Below are 18654 nucleotides of genomic sequence, written 5' to 3'. Positions count from 1 at the left end.
GCGGGAGGAGTCCCCCGACCGGATCGTCCGCGCTAGACCCGGCTAGGATCGCCCTGGCGTTGCCGTTGCCAGTCGCGCAGCTCGTCCAGGCGCCGCGGCGGGCAGATCAGGAAGCCCTGCAGCAGGTCACAGCCAGCCTGTTGCAGGCAGGCCCGCTTGAGCTCGCTATCCACCCCTTCGGCGATGACCTGGGCGTCGCGGGCATGGCAGAAGGCGACGAGGGCCTCCAGGCTGGCCTGGTTGCCGGGTTGGCTGAGGCGCTCGACGATGAGCCGATCGAACTTGATGGTGTCGGCGGGATAGTCGGTGACCTGCTGGATGGAGGTGTAGCCCACGCCGAAATCGTCGATGGCCACGCGAAAGCCGGCGGCGCGCAATTCATGCAGCAGCGCCAGGGTCCGCTCGTTGAGTTCGGCGGCGAAGGTCTCGGTGAACTCCAGCTCCAGGCGTGCCGCATCGACGTTGTGGTGACGGACCCGCTCGCACAGGTAGGGCACGATATCGGCCTGGTCCAGTTGCGCGGACGACAGGTTGATGGACAGCACCAGGTCGGCGCCGAGCACCTCCTGCAACGCCGGATACTCCCGGCAGGCCTGGTCCACCACCCAGCGATCGATCCAGCGGAAATGCCCCTGGCGCTCGGCGATGGGAATGAACTCCGCCGGCGACACGGCGCCCAGTCGCGGGGAATTCCAGCGCACCAGGGTCTCGGCGGAACGGACCTGGCCGGCGCTGTCGACCGCCGGCATGTAGACAAGGTGGAATTCCTCGTCTGGATTCAGCTGGCGCAGATGCTCGTCCAGCTGATCCTGCCGCCGCTGGCGCGCCGCCAGCTCCGGGGTGAAATGCACCAGGCGATTACCGCCTTCGCCCTTGGCGCGGTCCAGCGCCAGATCGGCCTGGGCGAGCAGGTCGGCCAGATCCAGGGGGGCTTCCGGGGCGGCCAGGCCGAGGCTGAGGGTCACGGCATAGCGCCGTTCACCGACCAGGGTGCCGTTGTCGTAGAGGCGCTGCAGCTGGTCACCCAGGGCCAGGCCATCGGCGGCCGCCGTCGGCCCGCGCAGCAGGACGGCGAATTCATCGCCAGCCAGGCGGGTGAAGACCAGCTCGTTGCGTTCGCGGTAGGTGTCTATCACCCGTTGCGCCTGCCGGGCCACGGCCTGCAGCAGCTCGTCGCCCACCTCGTGGCCGAATCGGTCATTCACCGACTTGAAGTGATCGAGGCCGAAGTACAGCAGCGCGATGGTACGACCGTCCGGTCGCTCGTCGAACCAGAGTTCACCCATGAACTGGAAGTGGCGGCGATTGCCGATCTGGGTGAGGGCATCGGTACGCAAGGCCGTGCGCAATTGCGCCAGGATGGCGAGATTGCTGTCGTGCAGGCGCTTCATGTTGGCGCCCAGGTGACCGATCTCGCCGGGCTCGCGGGTATCGTCCAGCGCCTGGCGCTGGCCTTCCAGTACCTCGGTGAGCTGGCTGTCGAGCCGCGCGATGGGCCGGGTGATGTAGCGCCGAATCAGCACCAGCAGGATCAGGATGCAGGCGAGGGTCACCAACAGGCCGCCGCCGAAATAGAGGAGGGCCAGGCGGTGCAGCTGAGCGTTCAGGCGCTGCGGGTCCGGGGTCAGCTGGACATGGAGGTCGGGCGCCAGGCGCTGGACCGCCGTGAAGCCGCTGGTCTGGGCGGGCGGCGTGCGGCTGAATTCCAGGGGCGCGCCATAGGTGTCCTCGAGGGTCCGGCGCAGGGCTTCCACCCGGTCCGGACTCACCGCCAGCTGCAAGGTCATCGCCAGGCCGCGCTGGCCGAGCAGCGGTGGCCCGCTGGTGCTGGGCAGCAGCGAGGTGGTTGCCACCAGCAGGGACCGCCCCTGCTCGTCGCTCAGGTAGTCGCGACGTTCCAGGGTGCCCCGGGGATCCCGGGCCAGGCGTTCGAGCAGCTGGCGCTGGGCGGTACCCAACTGGGCGAAGGGGTCGTCGCTGCGCTCGTAGTAGTAGGCCAGGCTCAGGTCGGGCCGGGCGATGGTCAGGGAAATGCGGCTGGGTGCGTCCTCGCCGGCCAGTTGTTGGACCGCCTGCTGCAGCTGGGTGCCCAGGGCCTCGTTGCGATAGGGCACGTCCGTCTGCCGCAGGAAGTTGCCCAGGGCCGCGCTGTTGGACAGCGCATAGAGCAGGTTGCGGCTGAAATGGTCGTATTCGCGGTAGGTGGTCTCCAGGGCCGCCAGGTCATGGTTGAGCCGGGAGCGCTCGAGGCCGATGACCGCCTCGCGCTGTACCGCATAGCCCAGCGCGACCAGGGTCAGGCAGCAGAGCAGCGCCACCGGCAGGATCAGCAGCAGGGTGCGCCTATTCAGGTTCATGCCGGCCTACCAGGGCGCTACCGATGCGTTGCCGGGTCTGGAAGGTATCGGGCGGCCCTTCGCTGAAGATCTGGCTGCGAGCGAGTACCTCGGCGGGCGGAAACAGGCTGGGGTCCTGCCGCAGCTCCGCGGGCAGCAGCCGCACGGCCCCGGCATTGGGCGTCGCCAGGTGCAGCTCCGTGGTGGCCAGCAGGGCGTTGCGGGGCTCGTTGAGGAAGTCGACGAAGCGCTGCGCGGCGGCCTGGTGCGGGGAGTTGCTGAGCACCGCCACGCAGTCCACCCAGAGCAGGCTGCCCTCGCGCGGCGTGGTGAAGCGCCAGGGCTGGCCGGGAGTCGCCGCATTGAGCAGGTGCTGGTCGCCGCTGTAGCCCAACGCCAGGTCGATGCGGTCGCTGTAGGCCGGATTGTGCAGCGCGCTGACCACGTACTGATAGGTGAGTACCGCCGGCGCCTGGGCCTTGAGCAGGGCGAAGCTGCGCTTGAGCAGCTCGGGGTCGTCGCTGTTGATGGCGGCGCCCAGGCTGATCAGGGGTGCCACCAGCAGGTCGTCATGGTCTTCGAGCATGGCGATGCGTCCCTGCAGCGCCGGCTCGGGCTGCAGCAGGGCCTGCCAGGAGTCGGGCGCGCTGGCCAGGCGGTCGCTGCGATAGAGCAGGCCCAGGGTGCCCCAGACATAGGGCACGGCGTAGTCGCCGCAACTCTGGCGCCAGCGCGGATCGAGCTCGGCCAGGTGGGCCAGGCGGCGTGGATCGATGCGGGTCAGCAGGCCGTCCCGGCCGAGGCGGGTGGCGCTGACTTCGTTGATCACCACCAGGTCGAGATCGGCATCGCCACGTGCCAGGGTGGCATCGCGCACGTCGCTGCTGTCGAAATGGATTTCCTGCACCGGCGGATTGGCCTTGGCCCAGCGCTGCAGCAGGGTTTCGCTGAAGTAGCCTTCCCAGGTATAGAGCCGCAGGGACTCCGCCGCGGCCAGGTGCGACGCCGGTAGCACTGGGAGCACCAGGCAGCAGAAAAGGGAGACGCAGTAGCGCATGCGGACGACTCGGCGGCAAGGGCTGACATCAATAGGAAATGCTGGAAGGCCAGACGTTCACCCTGAGCTCGAGAGGGCTTCTGCCAGTTTAGGAGGCCTTCCGCGATTCGCCAGCCAGGCGCCGCGCCACTCGCGTGCGCTGCGCGTCACGCCTCAGTTCTGCAGCGGTGCGACCCCGGCGCGCTGGTGGGCGCGGGTCCAGGGGTTCTGCTCGTCGGCGAATTTCACCGCCAGGCGTTCCAGCACCCGTTGCGTCGGCGCATTGGTGCCATGCAGCAAGAGCAGCGGCAACAGCAGCAGGCTCGCGCCCAGGGCGGCCTGGCGTGGCTTGAGCAGCACCTGCTGGCCACGCAGCAGCCAGAGCAGGCTGCCGCTGGCGGCATAGCCGATGGGCAGGCCGGTCACCACTTCCGAGACCGAGTGATAGCCCAGCACCACCCGTGACACGGCGATGAGCAGCGCGCAGCCGGCACCCAGGGCGGCGGCGGTCAGCCGCAGCGATGGCCGTGCGCGGCCGGCCAGCAGCCAGCCGAGCACCGGCAGTACGCTGCCCACCAGCATGGAATGCCCGCTGAAGCCGGTGAAGTCCAGGCGCGGAATGCCCAGGCCCCAGCCGAAGAAGGCGACCTTGGACAGGGCCACGAGGAGACTCGCCGCACCAAACAGCAGCAGCCAGAGCAGCGCTGCCCGCGCGGACAGGCCGGCGAGCAACCAGAGCGCGATCAGCAGGGCGCAGGGAAGCATCACCGAGGAATCGCCGAAGTTGGTGATGAACAGCCACATGGATGAGCAGACTCCTGTAAACGACGAGGCATTCTGACCGCCAGACGTCCAGAGGTTGCATCGGCCGTGCCAGGCTGTGGACTGGCGCAAGAAACCGGCGGGATGGCTTTGGCAGACCCAGAAAAAAGCCCCGGCACCAGGGGTGGCGGGGCTGTTTGCCGGGAGGTGGCTTACAGGCCGGCGGCGGCGCGCAGGGCAGCGGCGCGGTCGGTACGTTCCCAGGTGAAGGTGGTGAAGGTGTCGTCGCCCACGGTGACTTCCTGCGGATGGCGGCCGAAGTGGCCATAGGCCGCGGTGGCGCGGTACATCGGGTGCAGCAGGTCGAGCATGGTGGTGATGGCGTAGGGGCGCAGGTCGAAGTGCTCGCGCACCAGCTGCACGATCTTCTCGTCGCTGATCTTGGCGGTGCCGAAGGTGTTGATCGAGATGGAGGTGGGCTGGGCCACGCCGATGGCGTAGGACACCTGGATCTCGCAACGCTCGGCGAGGCCGGCGGCGACGATGTTCTTGGCCACGTAGCGACCGGCGTAGGCGGCGCTGCGGTCGACCTTGGACGGGTCCTTGCCGGAGAAGGCGCCACCGCCGTGACGGGCCATGCCGCCGTAGCTGTCGACGATGATCTTGCGGCCGGTCAGGCCGCAGTCACCCACCGGGCCACCGATGATGAACTGGCCGGTCGGGTTGATGTGGAACTGGGTGTCCTTGTGCAGCAGCTCGGCGGGGATGACGTGCTTGACGATCAGCTCCATCACGGCTTCGCGCAGGTCGGCGTACTTGACCTCGGGGTTGTGCTGGGTGGACAGCACGATGGCGTCGATGCCGACCACCTTGCCGCCGTCGTAGCGGCAGGTCACCTGGGACTTGGCGTCCGGACGCAGCCAGGGCAGCAGGCCCGACTTGCGCGCCTCGGCCTGGCGCTCCACCAGGCGGTGGGAGAAGGTGATGGGCGCGGGCATCAGCACGTCGGTCTCGTTGCAGGCGTAGCCGAACATCAGGCCCTGGTCACCGGCGCCCTGGTCTTCCGGCTTGCTGCGGTCGACGCCCTGGGCGATGTCCACCGACTGCTTGCCGATGATGTTGACGATGCCGCAGGTGGCGCCGTCGAAGCCCACGTCGGAGCTGTCGTAGCCGATGTCGACGATGACGTCGCGTACCAGTTGCTCCAGGTCGACCCAGGCGGAGGTGGTGACTTCGCCGGCGACGATGGCGACGCCGGTCTTGACCAGGGTCTCGCAGGCCACGCGGGCATGCTTGTCCTGGGTGATGATGGCGTCGAGCACGGCATCGGAGATCTGGTCGGCGATCTTGTCCGGGTGGCCTTCGGAGACGGACTCGGAGGTGAACAGGGAATATTCGCTCATCGAATGGTTCCTAAATTACCAAGGGGTAGGGGCCCGCAGGCCGGTCGAGACAGCAGTTTCCTTGCAGGACATGACGCCTGGGGGCGTCCGGTCCGCCCGCCATTGGCCGCTCGGCCTCATGACGGGGTGTTTCCCTGAGCCGGGCGCGCGAACTGGCGCACCTGGATCTGAAAGCCGTTGCGCAGGCCGAGGTAGAGGCTTTCGCCCGCCTGCAGGCCGGCGGCCTGGGCCCAGCGCGCCAGTTCGTCCTGGTCGAAGCCGAGCCAGAGATCGCCACAGGCGGCGCGCGCCCAGGTCTGGTCGTGGGGGCAGAGGTCGGTGATCACCAGGCTGCCGCCCGGGGCCACGCGCAGCGCCAGGCGCTGCAAGGCCTCCGCCGGGGCGGCGAGATGGTGCAGGACCATGTTGAGGATCACGCAGTCGGCCTGCGGCAGCGGCTCGGTGAGGGCGTCGGCCAGGTGTAGTTCGACCTGCGCGAGGCCGTCGCGCTGGCAGCGCTGGCGCGCCAGCTCGAGCATGGCCGGGCTGTTGTCCACCGCCACCACCCGGGCGAAGCGCTGCGCCAGGTCCGGCAGGAAGGCGCCGTCGCCCGGCCCCACTTCCAGGGCGCAGCCGCGGGGATCCAGGGCCAGGGCATCGAGCAGGCTGAGCAGGCCGTCGCGGTATTGCGGCAGGCTGGCGATGAGGTCCTGCTGGGCCTGGAATTTTTCCGCTACCCGGGCGAAGAAGTCGCGACTCACCGCGGCGCGCTGGGCATGCACCTCGCCGATCCGCGTCTGCACCGCGCTGGGTAGGGCCAGGGCGTCCACCTCTTCGAGCAGGGCGGCGTGCAGGGCGCCGCCGAGGCTGCCGAGACGGGGCAGGGCGCGGCGGTAGAAGATGGCGTTGCCCTCGCGGCGGGTGGCCACCAGCTGGGCCTGGGCCAGTACCTTGAGGTGATGGCTGATGCCGGACTGGCCGGTGGCGAAGATCTGCGCCAGTTCCAGCACGCCGAAGGAGGCGCTGTGCAGGGCGCGCAGGACGTTCAGGCGCAGGGGATCGCCGCCGGCCTTGCACAGGGCGGCGAGGGTATCTCCTGGTTCCTGGCCGAGCGCCGGCACGCGTAGCGGATTCATGGGGCGCTAGTCTAGAGACCCGTCCCAGGCCTCGCAAGAAAAGCATCAAAAAGTTTTGATACTTGTCCGGCGCGGTGACCCGCGCATACCTTCGTCGAGGAAGGTAAGATGCCGGAGCCGTTTGGCCTGCGCTCGTCGCGGTCGTGCGGTAACGACCGCGAGACACGCGCGTCCAACGTGCAGCCCCTTCAGGAGCGCCACCCGAGTAGGCCCATGTCCGTCCAGCCATCATCCCCTTCCGCGCCCGCCGCCGGTACGCGCCTGGTGATCTGCGAGCACTGCGATTCGGTGCATCGCCTGGAGCCGCTCGCCGCGGGCGAGCGGGCGCATTGCCTGCGCTGCGGCGCCTTGCTCTACCGCGCCAGTCGGCTGGACATCCAGGGCTTGCTGGCCTTGGCGATCGCCGCGGCGGTGCTGTTCGTCATCGCCAACGTCGGGCCCATCCTGCAGCTGAGCTTCCGCGGCCTGCACAGCGAGGCGACGCTGCTGGAATCGGTGGTTGCCATGAGCAGCGGCTTCGCCGGCCCCATGGCGCTGGTGGTGGCCATGACCCTGTTCGTGGTGCCGCTGCTGCAGATCCTGCTGCTGCTGTGGGTACTCGGCTTCGCCCAGGCCGGTCGTCGCGCGCCGGGCTTCGCCACGGCCATGGTGACCCTGCATTACCTGCGCCCCTGGAGCATGATCGAGGTCTTCGTGCTCGGCGCCCTGGTGGCGGTGATCAAGCTGGCCGGCCTGCTGCACGTGGTGGTGGGCCTGGGTCTGTTCGGCATGATCGGGCTGATGGTGGTGCTGCTGATCATCGCCAAGCGCGACCTGCATCCGCTGTGGGATGCCGTCGGGGAGCGCGAGTCGTGAGCGCGCCCCGGCTGCCGCCGCGGGCCGACCAACTCGGCCTCTGCCTGTGCCATGTCTGCGGCAACGTCTGCAGCGCGCCGCGCCGCCACAAGGCCGGCTGTCCGCGCTGCGGCTCGGCGCTGCACCGGCGCAAGCCGAATGTCTACGCCAAGACCTGGGCCTACCTGCTCGCCGCGCTGATCCTCTATATCCCGGCCAATACCCTGCCGGTGATGTTCACCGGTACCCTGGGCCGCGGCACGGAGAGCACCATTCTCGAAGGGGTGATCGAATTCTGGGAGAACGGCTCCTGGGGCGTCGCCCTGGTCATCTTCATCGCCAGCGTGGCGGTGCCGTCCATCAAGTTCCTGGTGCTCGGCACCCTGCTGGTGAGCTGCCAGAGGCGCAGCGACTGGGCCACCGCCCAGCGCGCCCGGCTCTATCGCTTCGTCGAGCTGATCGGCTACTGGTCGATGCTCGACGTGATCGTGGTGGCCCTGGTCTCGGCGCTGGTGCATTTCGGTGCCCTGAGTTCGGCAGCGCCGCGCCTGGGTATCGTGTTCTTTGGTTTCGTGGTGGTGCTGACGATGCTCGCCGCGATGAGTTTCGATCCCCGCTTGATCTGGGATGCAGAGGTGAACGATGACGGACAGGCATGAACCCGACGCCCTGGCGCCTACCCCCGAGGTACGCCGCAGTCGCTGGAGCGTATCGCTGATCTGGCTGGTGCCCATCGTGGCGGCCCTGATCGGGCTGTCCATGGTGGTGCACAGCTGGGCTTCGCGCGGGCCGAGCATCACGGTGACCTTTCTCACCGCCGAGGGCCTGGAAGCCGGCAAGACCCAGGTGAAGTACAAGAACGTGGTGATCGGCACCGTCAGCGACATCCAGCTGGCGCCGGATCGCAATCGGGTGATCACCACCATCGACCTGGAAAAGTCCGCCGAGGGCTTCGCCACCAAGGACGCGCGCTTCTGGGTGGTGCGGCCGCGCTTCGGCGTGAACGGCGTCTCCGGGGTGGATACCCTGGTCTCGGGCGCGTTCATCGGCGCCGACATCGGCAGTTCCACCGAGACGCAGCGTGACTTCCGTGGCCTGGAACAGCCGCCGGCGCTGATCCATGGCGCCTCCGGCAAGAGGTTCATCGTCACCGCCGACGACATCGGCTCGCTGGACGTGGGTTCGCCGGTCTATTACCGGCGCATCCAGGTCGGCCGGGTGGTGTCCTTCCATCTCAACCAGGACGGCAAGGGCGTCAGTGCGCAGATCTTCATCGATTCGCCCTACGACCGCTTCGTCACCGCCAACAGCCGCTTCTGGAACGCCAGCGGGGTCGACGTCTCGCTGAGCGCCGCCGGCCTCAAGCTCAATACCCAGTCCCTGGCCACGGTGGTGGCGGGCGGTATCGCCTTCGTCACCCCCGAATGGCCCAAGGATCCGCAGGAGGCCAAGGAAGACCAGGATTTCACCCTGTTCGACGACCAGACCAGCGCCCTGGCCCCGCCGGACGGCGAGCCGCACTACATCCGCATGAGATTCCAGCAGTCGCTGCGGGGCCTGGCCACCGGCGCGCCGGTGGAATTCCTCGGTTTGAACGTCGGCCGGGTGGTTTCCCTGACGCCGGATTACGACCACCAGCAGGACGATTTCTCGCTGATCGTCGGTGCGGTGATCTATCCGCAACGCCTCGGCGAGGTCGGCAAGCGCCTCGAGGCCGAGGACCGCGACGGCAAGCTGTTCGCCGGCTGGGTGGCGCGCGGCCTGCGCGCCCAGGCCCGCACCGGCAACCTGCTCACCGGGCAGCTCTACATCTCCATCGACTTCATTCCCAATGCGCCCAAGGTGGCCTTCAATCCCAAGGCGCAGCCGCTGGTCATCCCCACCGTCACCGGCAGCTTCGACCGTCTGCAGGAGCAGATGGCCGGCATCGTCAACAAGATCGACAAGATCCCCTTCGACTCCATCGGCAAGAACCTCGACACCAGCCTGGCCCAGCTCAGCGGGACCCTCAAGCAACTCAACGCCGGCGTCCTGCCGCAGCTGACCACCACCCTGATGGGCGTGCAGCAGCTCACCGGCAGCGCCAGCCAGAGCCTCGGCGCCGACTCGCCCGTGCAGCAGAACCTGAGCCAGACGCTCGAGGAAATGCAGCGCATGGCGCGCTCCCTGCGCGTCTTCGGCGACTACCTCGGCCGCCATCCGGAATCCCTGATCCGCGGCCTGGTGACCGACCCCGCGCCCAAGTTCGAGCCGGGCTCCCGCGATCCCGCCAAAGGAAAACTGCAATGAAGCGCCTGACCTGCCTGGCCCTGCCCCTGCTGTTGGCCGCCTGTTCCTCGAAGGCGCCGCTCAACTACCACACCCTGACCAGCGCCGCCGGCCCGGACGCGGCCGGGCGTGCCGCGGCCTTTCGCTTCGCCCTGCAGGGCGTGTCGGTACCGCCGCAGGTGGACCAGCCGCAACTGGTGATCCGCCAGGGCGACGACATCGCCCTGCTGGAAAACGAACGCTGGATCGCGCCCCTGGCCGACGAGATCCGCAGTGCGCTGTCCGCCGACCTGTCCCAGGACCTGGGGACCCTGGACCTGGGCGATGCACCCAGGGGCAGCGGTGCCCCGGTGCTGCGCATCAAGGTGGATGTGCAACGCTTCGACTCCCAGCCGGGGCGCGGGGTGCAACAGGAGGCGCTGTGGACGCTGCGCCTGGCCGAGCCCGGCGGCGAGCGGGTACTCACCTGTGGCAGCCGGATCCAGCAGCCGGCCGGCCCCTCCTATGCCGAGGTCGTCGCTGCCCATCGCCAGGCGCTGGCGCAGCTGGCCAAGCGTATCGAGCCGGTCGCCCGCGCCTTCGTGGCCGCTCCCGGGACGGCCTGCCCGGCCGGCTGAGCCGACAACGTCGATTGCTGGAAGTGCCCTGGCTGGGCCAGAATGATGGCCCCTTCGCTCTGCCTCTGCCAGGAGACACCGCAATGCCCAGCCGTCGTGATCGAGCCAACGCCATCCGCGCCCTCAGCATGGATGCCGTGCAAAAAGCCAACAGCGGCCACCCCGGTGCCCCCATGGGCATGGCCGACATCGCCGAAGTGCTCTGGCACGATCAGCTCAAGCACAACCCTGGCAATCCCCAATGGGCCGACCGTGACCGCTTCGTGCTGTCCAACGGCCATGGCTCCATGCTTATCTATTCGTTGCTGCACCTGTCGGGTTACGACCTGTCCATCGACGACCTGAAGAACTTCCGCCAGTTGCACAGCAAGACCCCGGGCCACCCCGAGTACGGCTATGCCCCGGGCATCGAGACCACCACCGGGCCGCTGGGCCAGGGCATTGCCAACGCCGTGGGCTTCGCCCTGGCGGAGAAGGTCATGGCCGCCCAGTTCAACCGCGAGGGCCACCGGATCGTCGACCACCACACCTACGCCTTCCTCGGCGACGGTTGCATGATGGAAGGCGTCTCCCACGAGGCCTGCTCCCTGGCCGGCACCCTGGGCCTGTCCAAGCTGATCGCCTTCTACGACGACAACGGCATCTCCATCGATGGCGAGGTCGAAGGCTGGTTCACCGACGACACCCCCAAGCGCTTCGAGAGCTATGGCTGGCAGGTGATCCGCAACGTCGACGGCCACGACGCCGACGAGATCAGGACCGCCCTGGACACCGCGCGCAAGAGCGACCAGCCCACCCTGATCTGCTGCAAGACGGTGATCGGCTACGGCGCGCCGCACAAGCAGGGCAAGGAAGAGTGCCACGGCGCGCCGCTGGGCAACGACGAGATCCAGGCCGCCCGCGAACTGCTCGGCTGGTCCCATGCGCCCTTCGAGATTCCCGCCGACATCTATGCCGAGTGGAGCGCCAAGGAGCGCGGCGCCGCCGCCGAGGCCGAGTGGAACCAGCGTTTCGCCGCCTACGCCGCCGCCCATCCGGAACTGGCCGCCGAGTTCAAGCGCCGCATGGCCGGTGACCTGCCCGCCGACTTCGCCGAGCGCGCCGCTGCCTTCATCCAGGAAGTCGCCACCAAGGGCGAGACCATCGCCAGCCGCAAGGCCAGCCAGAACGCCCTGCAATTCTTCGGTCCGCTGCTGCCCGAGCTGCTCGGCGGCTCCGCCGACCTGGCCGGTTCCAACCTGACCCTGTGGAAGGGCGCCAAGGGCGTCACCGCCGAAGACGCCAGCGGCAACTACGTCCACTATGGCGTGCGTGAATTCGGCATGAGCGCCATCATGAACGGCGTCGCCCTGCACGGCGGCCTGGTGCCCTACGGCGCCACCTTCCTGATGTTCATGGAATACGCCCGCAACGCGGTGCGGATGTCCGCGCTGATGAAGCAGCGGGTGCTCTATGTCTTCACCCACGACTCCATCGGTCTCGGCGAAGACGGCCCCACCCACCAGCCGGTGGAGCAGTTGGCCTCGCTGCGCTACACCCCCAACCTGGACACCTGGCGCCCGGCCGACGCGGTGGAATCCGCCATCGCCTGGACCGCCGCCCTGGAGCGTCGCGACGGCCCCAGCGCGCTGATCTTCTCGCGTCAGAACCTGGCCCACAGCGTGCGCGACGAAGCCACCCTGGGCAATGCCGCTCGCGGTGGCTACGTGCTCAAGGACTGCATCGGCGAACCCGAGCTGATCTTCATCGCCACCGGCTCCGAAGTCGGCCTGGCGGTGCAGGCCTACGAGCGCCTGACCGCCGAAGGACGCAACGTGCGGGTGGTCTCCATGCCCAGCACCAGCGTCTTCGACCGCCAGAGCCCCGAGTACCGCCAGCAGGTGCTGCCGGTGGAAGTTGGCGCGCGCATCGCCATCGAGGCCGGTATCGCCGACTTCTGGTACAAGTACGTCGGTCTCGACGGTCGCATCATCGGCATGCACACCTACGGTGAATCCGCCCCGGCGGCCGCGCTGTTCGAGCACTTCGGCTTCACCCTGGACAACGTCCTGGCGGTGGCCGGCGAGCTGCTCGAGGACTGAGCGCACGCCTGAGCGACCAACGCCACGCCTTCGCGTGGCGTTGGTTATGGGTTCTGGTCGTCGCCGCGAGGCGCGCTCGCCGCCCTGGCGGTCCGCCGATGCGGCTTCTCCTATGCGTACCGACGTTTCCGTAGGGGCGGTGGCTACGGCGTACCGGCATGGCCACGATAGCGGTCGTTCACCGCTGTAGCGCTGCCAGCGTCCCTTTCAGAACAGCGCCACGCTGCGCGGCAGCGCCCCTTCCAACTCCAGCAGGAACTGCTTGGTCGGCAGGCCACCGCCAAAGCCGGTCAGGGCGCCGGATGCCCCTATCACCCGGTGGCAGGGCAGCACGATGGGCAGCGGATTGCGGCCATTGGCGGCGCCCACCGCCCGCATCGCCTGGGGCCGGCCCAGGTGGCTGGCCAACTGGCCGTAGCTCCAGGTCTGGCCATGGGGAATGCGCGCCAGGGCTTGCCAGACTTCCAGCTGAAAGGGAGTGCCGCGGGGCGCCAGGGGCAGCTCGAAGGTCAGGCGACGCCCGCTGAAATACTCGCCGAGCTGCTGGCAGGCCCGCTGCAGGATGGGGTGCTCGGCGGCGACCCAGCTGGCATCGCGCTTGGCCAGGTAGCGATTCTCAGGAAACTCCACCAGGCGCAGGCCGTCGTCGTCGGCGGCCAGGGTGAGGGGGCCGATGGGGCTGTCCAGCAGGCAATAGGCGATCATCGCGGCGACTCCTCGGCGAGGCGGGTAGGGACGGGTTCGGCAGGCGCCTCGGCGGGTGCCTTCCAGGTGGCTTCGCGCCAGACCTGCATGACCCCATAGGCGCGCCAGGGCCGCCAGGCTTCGGCGCGGGCGTACAGCGCCTTGGCGGTGAGACGTTCGCCGGGTGGCGCCAGCCTTTTCTGCAGCACCAGGTCTTCCACCGGGCAGGCGTCGGGATGGGCGAGGGCGCGCAGGGCGATGTACTGGGCGGTCCAGGGACCTATGCCCTTGAGGGCGATCCAGCGGCGGGCGAAGTCGTCCAGGGTGCGGCCGGTGTCGAAGTCCACCTCGCCGGCGCGCAGTGCCCGTGCCACGGTGCCCAGGGTGCCGGCGCGGGCGCGGATCAGGCCGAGGCCGGTGAGCTCTTCCAGAGCGGCATCGGCCAGGGCGTCCACCGTGGGAAAGAAGTGGTGCAGGCCCTCCGGTGGGCGACCGGCCGCGTGGCCGGGGTCGCCCCAGGGGCGGCCGAAGCGCTGCACCACCCGGGCGGTCATGGTGGTGGCGGCCACCACGCTGACCTGCTGGCCGATGACGGCGCGCACGGCAATCTCGAAGCCGTCCCAGCCACTGGGCAGGCGCAGCCCGGGGCGCCGGGCCACCAGCTCGGCCAGGGTCGGATCGACGGCGAGGCCCTGGGCGATGACCTCGGGATCGGCGTCCAGGTCGAACATGCGGCGAATACGCGCCACCGCGGCCTGCAACTCGCCTGGGGCGGCGCCGTGCAGTTCCAGGCGCAGTGCCGGCGTGTCGGCGTCCCAGGCCGAGACGCGCAGCCAGCCCGGCTGTTCGGGTGTGCCTATCACCCGGGCGTAGCTCGAATCGTCCAGCACCTCGACACCGGGCAGGGCATGGCCGCGGAGGAAATCCAGCTGGGCGGTGAAATCGTAGGGCGGTCGATAGGCCAGGCGCAGGACCAGCACCGGCGAGGCCACAGCCTGGCCCTTGCGCAGCTGGCTGGGGGCCAGGCCATAGGCGCTGCGGAAGGCATCGTTGAAGCGTCTCAGACTGCCGAAGCCGGCGGCCAGGGCCACCTCGGTGATGGGCAGCCGGGTCTCGCTGAGCAGTTGCTTGGCGAACAGCAGCCGGCGGGTAGTCAGCACCGCCAGGGGCGCGGCGCCCAGACGCTCGACGAACAGCCGGCGCAGCTGGCGTTCGCTGAGGTCGAGGCGGGCGGCGAGGGCGGGCAGGCCGCCTTCATCCAGGCCTTCGTCCATCAAGCGCAGGGCACGGGCCAGGGTGGCATCGCCGCGCTGCCAATGGCCACCGGCGGGCGAGAGTTCCGGGCGGCACCTGAGGCAGGGGCGATAGCCGGCGGCTTCGGCGGCCGCGGCGCTGGGGTAGTAGCTAACGTTTTCCGGGCGCGGTGGCTGGGCCGGGCACACCGGCCGGCAATAGATGCCGGTGGTGAGCACCGCAGTGTAGAACAGGCCGTCGAAGCGCGGGTCCCGCGCCAGGCGGGCACGTTCGAAGGCGGGAATGTCGGGGAAGGCGTTCATGGCGGCAGGTTAGCACCGCCAAGCGGGAGCGACTGGCCGTTTTCGGACAGGACCGCTGAAGTGGGCGCCATCAAGAATCAGTGCCGTCGCGTGGAAAACGGCGCAGCCTTTTCCACTGAGGGCTTCGTCGCGAGGGGCCCCCTCACCCCAACCCTCTCCCAGGGGAGAGGGGGCGTGTCGGAGCAGGCGGCCGGCTCAGCGCCGTAGCGTGGAAAACGGCGCAGCCTTTTCCACTGGGGGCTTCGTCTCGAGGGGCACCCTCACCCCAACCCTCTCCCAAGGGGAGAGGGGGCTTGTCGGAGCAGGCGGCCGGCTCAGTGCCGTAGCGTGGAAAACGGCGCAGCCTTTTCCACTGAGGGCTTCGTCGCGAGGGGCCCCCTCATCCCAACCCTCTCCCAAGGGGAGAGGGGGCTGGTCGGAGCAGGAGGTTGGCTCAGAAATCCCAATCCTCGTCCTCGGTACTCACCGCCTTGCCGATGACGTAGGACGAACCCGAGCCGGAGAAGAAGTCGTGGTTCTCGTCGGCGCTGGGCGACAGGGCGGCGAGGATCGCCGGGCTGACGTCGGTCATGCTGCTGGGGAACAGCGCCTCGAAACCCAGGTTCATCAGCGCCTTGTTGGCGTTGTAGTGAAGGAATTTCTTCACGTCCTCGCTCCAGCCCACGCTGTCGTAGAGGTCCTCGGTGTAGGCCACCTCGTTGTCGTAGAGGTCCTGCAGCAGCTCGTAGGCGAAGTCCTTGACCTGCTGACGGCGCTCCGGGCTTTCCTTGGCCAGGGCCTGCTGGAATTTGTAGCCGATGTAGTAGCCGTGCACCGCCTCGTCGCGAATGATCAGGCGGATCAGGTCGGCGGTGTTGGTCAGCTTGGCGCGGCTGGACCAGTACATCGGCAGGTAGAAGCCCGAATAGAAGAGGAAGGATTCCAGGAAGACGCTGGCCACCTTGCGCAGCAGCGGGTCCTCGGCGTGGTAGCGCGCGAGGATCAGGTCGGCCTTGGCCTGCAGATAGGGATTCTCCTCGCTCCAGCGATAGGCCTCGTCCACGTCCGGCGTCGAGCAGAGGGTGGAGAAGATCGAGCTGTAGGAGCGCGCATGGACCGCCTCCATGAAGCCGATGTTGGCGATCACCGCTTCCTCGTGGGGGGTGATGGCATCGGCCAGCAGGGTCGGCGCGCCCACCGCGTTCTGGATGGTGTCCAGCAGGGTCAGGCCGGTGAAGACGCGGATGGTCAGCTGCTGCTCCTTGGGCGTCAGGGTCGCCCAGGAGGGGATGTCGTTGGACAGCGGGATCTTTTCCGGCAGCCAGAAGTTGCCGGTCAGGCGATTCCACACCTCCAGGTCTTTCTCGTCCTGCAGGCGGTTCCAGTTGATGGCGTTGATGCGATTCAGGCGCGGGGCGTTCATAGCTGCATTCATGACCTTTTCCTCACAGGCTGCAGGACACGCAGCCCTGCACCTCGGTGCCTTCCAGGGCGGCCTGGCGCAGGCGGATGTAATAGAGCGTCTTGATGCCCTTCTTCCAGGCGTAGATCTGCGCCCGGTTGATGTCGCGGGTGGTGGCGGTGTCGCGGAAGAACAGCGTCAGTGACAGCCCCTGGTCGACATGGCGGGTGGCCTCGGCATAGGTGTCGATGATCTTTTCCGGGCCGATCTCGTAGGCGTCCTGGTAGAACTCCTGGTTGTCGTCGGCGAGATAGGGCGCCGGGTAGTAGACGCGGCCCAGCTTGCCTTCCTTGCGGATCTCCACCTTGGCCACGATGGGATGGATGCTTGAGGTGGAATGGTTGATGTAGGAGATCGAACCGGTGGGCGGAATGGCCTGGAGGTTGCGGTTGAACAGGCCGTGCTGCATCACCGACGCCTTGAGTTCCTGCCAGTCCTCGCGAGTCGGCAGGCGGATGCCGGCCGCCTCGAACAGCTCGGCCACCCGCGGGGTGCGGGGAGTGAAGTCGCCGTTAACGTACTGGTCGAAATACTCGCCGCTGGCGTACTTGGAATCGGCGAAACCCTGGAAGCTCTGGCCACGCTCGATGGCCAGGCGATTCGAGGCACGCACCGCGTGGTAGGTGACGGTGTAGAAATAGAGGTTGGTGAAATCCAGGCCTTCCGCCGAGCCGTAGTGGATGCGCTCGCGGGCCAGGTAGCCGTGCAGATTCATCTGGCCCAGGCCGATGGCATGGGAGGCGGCGTTGCCGGCGGCCACCGAGGGCACGCAGCGAATGTCGCTCATCTCCGAGACCGCGGTGAGGCCGCGGATGGCGGTTTCCACGGTGCGGCCCAGGTTCGGCGAGTCCATGGTGCGGGCGATGTTCAGCGAACCCAGGTTGCAGGAGATGTCCTGCCCGATGTGCTCGTAGCCCAGGTCTTCGTCGAAGCGGCTGGGGGTGTTGACCTGCAGGATCTCCGAGCAGAGGTTGCTCATGTTGATGCGCCCGGCGATGGGATTGGCGCGATTCACCGTGTCTTCGAACATCAGGTACGGATAGCCGGATTCGAACTGGATCTCCGCCAGGGTCTGGAAGAATTCCCGGGCGTTGATCTTGCGCTTGCGGATGCGCGCATCGGCCACCATCTCGGCGTACTTGTCGCTGACGCTAATGTCGGCGAAGGGTACGCCATAGACCCGTTCCACGTCGTAGGGCGAGAACAGGTACATGTCGGCGTTGCGCTTGGCCAGCTCGAAGGTGATGTCCGGGATGACCACGCCGAGGGAGAGGGTCTTGATGCGGATCTTCTCGTCGGCATTCTCGCGCTTGGTGTCGAGGAATCTCAGGATGTCCGGGTGGTGGGCATTGAGATAGACAGCGCCGGCGCCCTGGCGCGAGCCCAGCTGGTTGGCGTAGGAGAAGGCGTCTTCCAAGAGCTTCATGATCGGGATGATGCCGGAGGACTGGTTCTCGATGCGCTTGATCGGCGCTCCCACCTCGCGCACGTTGCTCAGCAGGAAGGCCACGCCGCCGCCGCGCTTGGAGAGTTGCAGCGCCGAATTCACCGCGCGGCCGATGGACTCCATGTTGTCCTCGATGCGCAGCAGGAAGCAGGACACCAGCTCGCCGCGCTGGCGCTTGCCGGCGTTAAGGAAGGTCGGGGTGGCCGGCTGGAAGCGCCCGCTGATCATCTCGTCCACCAGCGACTCGGCCAGGTGCTCGTCACCGCGCGCCAGGCTCAGGGCGACCATGCACACCCGGTCCTCATAGCGTTCCAGGTAGCGCTGGCCGTCGAAGGTCTTCAAGGTGTAGCTGGTGTAGTACTTGAAGGCGCCGAGGAAGCTCTGGAAGCGGAATTTGTAGGCGTAGGCGCGCTCGAACAGCGCCTTGACGAAGGCCGGGGCGTATTGCTCCAGCACCGCCGCCTCGTAGTAGCCCTTGTCCACCAGGTAGCCGAGTTTCTCGTCCAGGTTATGGAAGAACACGGTGTTCTGGTTGACGTGCTGCAGGAAGTACTGGCGCGCCGCCTGGCGATCCTTGTCCAACTGCAACTCACCGTTGGGACCGTAGAGATTGAGCATGGCATTGAGCGCGTGGTAATCCGCCTCGCTGCCGGTCGGGGTCAGGCCTGACGTTGCCAAAAGTCGTTCACTCCCGTGCGCACCCGGTCGACGTCCTCCGTCGTCCCGAGCAATTCGAATTGGTAGAGCAGGGGCACCGCGCATTTCTGGGCGACGATGCGTCCACCCAGGCAGTAGCCCTCGCCGAAGTTGGTGTTGCCCGCGGCGATGACGCCGCGGATCAGGGCGCGGTTATGCGGATCGTTGAGAAAGTGGATGACCGGCTTGGGCACCGCGCCCTTGCTGCCGCCGCCACCATAGGTGGGCAGCACCAGGATGTAGGGCTCGCGGGCCTTGAGCGGTTCGGCGGCGGGATCCTGGGGGATGCGCCGCGCCGGCAGGCCGAGTTTCTCGACGAATCTGTGGGTGTTCTCCGAGGTGCTGGAGAAATACAGCAGCTCGCCCATGGCCCTGGCC

At 67.9% G+C, this 18654-nt stretch carries 15 protein-coding genes; 5 read left to right on the top strand and 10 right to left on the bottom strand.

Features of this window, described 5'->3' with window-relative positions; all coding sequences use genetic code 11:
- Positions 1 to 32: 32 nt before the first annotated feature.
- The 5 genes from ACYJP6_RS09470 to ACYJP6_RS09450 form a co-directional block, all read right to left on the bottom strand.
- Positions 33 to 2357 (bottom strand): putative bifunctional diguanylate cyclase/phosphodiesterase, encoded by a 2325-nt coding sequence (locus ACYJP6_RS09470; RefSeq protein ID WP_459474740.1) that lies wholly within the window; start codon positions 2355 to 2357, stop codon positions 33 to 35.
- On the bottom strand, positions 2344 to 3393 hold the full coding sequence (locus ACYJP6_RS09465; protein WP_459474739.1) for a polyamine ABC transporter substrate-binding protein: 1050 nt from the start codon (positions 3391 to 3393) through the stop codon (positions 2344 to 2346). Before ACYJP6_RS09465 ends, ACYJP6_RS09470 begins: the two co-directional genes overlap by 14 nt.
- Before the next feature lie 153 nt (positions 3394 to 3546).
- The gene (locus ACYJP6_RS09460) at positions 3547 to 4176 is read right to left on the bottom strand and encodes a phosphatase PAP2 family protein (RefSeq protein ID WP_459474738.1); all 630 of its coding nucleotides are present in this window, start codon (positions 4174 to 4176) and stop codon (positions 3547 to 3549) included.
- A 170-nt stretch (positions 4177 to 4346) separates the two neighbouring features.
- Positions 4347 to 5537 carry a methionine adenosyltransferase gene (gene metK, locus ACYJP6_RS09455; RefSeq protein WP_278440299.1) on the bottom strand — a complete coding sequence of 397 codons (1191 nt, stop codon included), beginning with the start codon at positions 5535 to 5537 and terminating at the stop codon, positions 4347 to 4349.
- 116 nt (positions 5538 to 5653) lie between these two features.
- Positions 5654 to 6652 (bottom strand): ArsR/SmtB family transcription factor, encoded by a 999-nt coding sequence (locus ACYJP6_RS09450; RefSeq protein WP_459474737.1) that lies wholly within the window; start codon positions 6650 to 6652, stop codon positions 5654 to 5656.
- A gap of 213 nt (positions 6653 to 6865) precedes the next feature.
- Between ACYJP6_RS09450 and ACYJP6_RS09445 the strand changes: the two genes are divergently transcribed.
- The 5 genes from ACYJP6_RS09445 to tkt all read left to right on the top strand — a co-directional run bounded on the left by ACYJP6_RS09445 (position 6866) and on the right by tkt (position 12452).
- Positions 6866 to 7507, top strand: coding sequence for a paraquat-inducible protein A (locus tag ACYJP6_RS09445; RefSeq protein ID WP_459474736.1), 642 nt, complete (start codon positions 6866 to 6868; stop codon positions 7505 to 7507).
- Complete coding sequence (locus ACYJP6_RS09440; protein ID WP_459474735.1) at positions 7504 to 8145, top strand: paraquat-inducible protein A; 642 nt, start codon at positions 7504 to 7506, stop codon at positions 8143 to 8145. The genes ACYJP6_RS09445 and ACYJP6_RS09440 overlap by 4 nt, the downstream gene beginning before the upstream one ends.
- Entirely contained in the window at positions 8129 to 9775 is a 1647-nt protein-coding gene (locus ACYJP6_RS09435) for a PqiB family protein (protein WP_459474734.1), read from the top strand. Before ACYJP6_RS09440 ends, ACYJP6_RS09435 begins: the two co-directional genes overlap by 17 nt.
- Entirely contained in the window at positions 9772 to 10371 is a 600-nt protein-coding gene (locus ACYJP6_RS09430) for a PqiC family protein (protein ID WP_459474733.1), read from the top strand. Before ACYJP6_RS09435 ends, ACYJP6_RS09430 begins: the two co-directional genes overlap by 4 nt.
- A gap of 83 nt (positions 10372 to 10454) precedes the next feature.
- On the top strand, positions 10455 to 12452 hold the full coding sequence (gene tkt, locus ACYJP6_RS09425; RefSeq protein WP_459474732.1) for a transketolase: 1998 nt from the start codon (positions 10455 to 10457) through the stop codon (positions 12450 to 12452).
- 207 nt (positions 12453 to 12659) lie between these two features.
- On the opposite strand, the gene ACYJP6_RS09420 is transcribed toward tkt, so the two are convergent.
- The 5 genes from ACYJP6_RS09420 to nrdI all read right to left on the bottom strand — a co-directional run bounded on the left by ACYJP6_RS09420 (position 12660) and on the right by nrdI (position 18644).
- A complete protein-coding gene (locus ACYJP6_RS09420; protein WP_459474730.1) occupies positions 12660 to 13157 on the bottom strand; it encodes a methylated-DNA--[protein]-cysteine S-methyltransferase in 498 nt (165 codons plus the stop codon).
- Entirely contained in the window at positions 13154 to 14692 is a 1539-nt protein-coding gene (locus ACYJP6_RS09415; protein ID WP_459474729.1) for an AlkA N-terminal domain-containing protein, read from the bottom strand. Before ACYJP6_RS09415 ends, ACYJP6_RS09420 begins: the two co-directional genes overlap by 4 nt.
- 433 nt (positions 14693 to 15125) lie before the next feature.
- The gene (gene nrdF, locus ACYJP6_RS09410) at positions 15126 to 16106 is read right to left on the bottom strand and encodes a class 1b ribonucleoside-diphosphate reductase subunit beta (RefSeq protein WP_459474728.1); all 981 of its coding nucleotides are present in this window, start codon (positions 16104 to 16106) and stop codon (positions 15126 to 15128) included.
- A gap of 10 nt (positions 16107 to 16116) precedes the next feature.
- Positions 16117 to 18258, bottom strand: coding sequence for a class 1b ribonucleoside-diphosphate reductase subunit alpha (nrdE, locus tag ACYJP6_RS09405; protein WP_459474727.1), 2142 nt, complete (start codon positions 18256 to 18258; stop codon positions 16117 to 16119).
- On the bottom strand, positions 18240 to 18644 hold the full coding sequence (nrdI, locus tag ACYJP6_RS09400; RefSeq protein WP_027598230.1) for a class Ib ribonucleoside-diphosphate reductase assembly flavoprotein NrdI: 405 nt from the start codon (positions 18642 to 18644) through the stop codon (positions 18240 to 18242). The genes nrdE and nrdI overlap by 19 nt, the downstream gene beginning before the upstream one ends.
- Positions 18645 to 18654 lie beyond the last annotated feature (10 nt).

Source organism: Pseudomonas sp. No.117 (assembly GCF_054558395.1).
The sequence above is the reverse complement of the archived record's forward strand: the minus strand, read 5'-3'. Positions and strand labels throughout refer to the sequence as shown.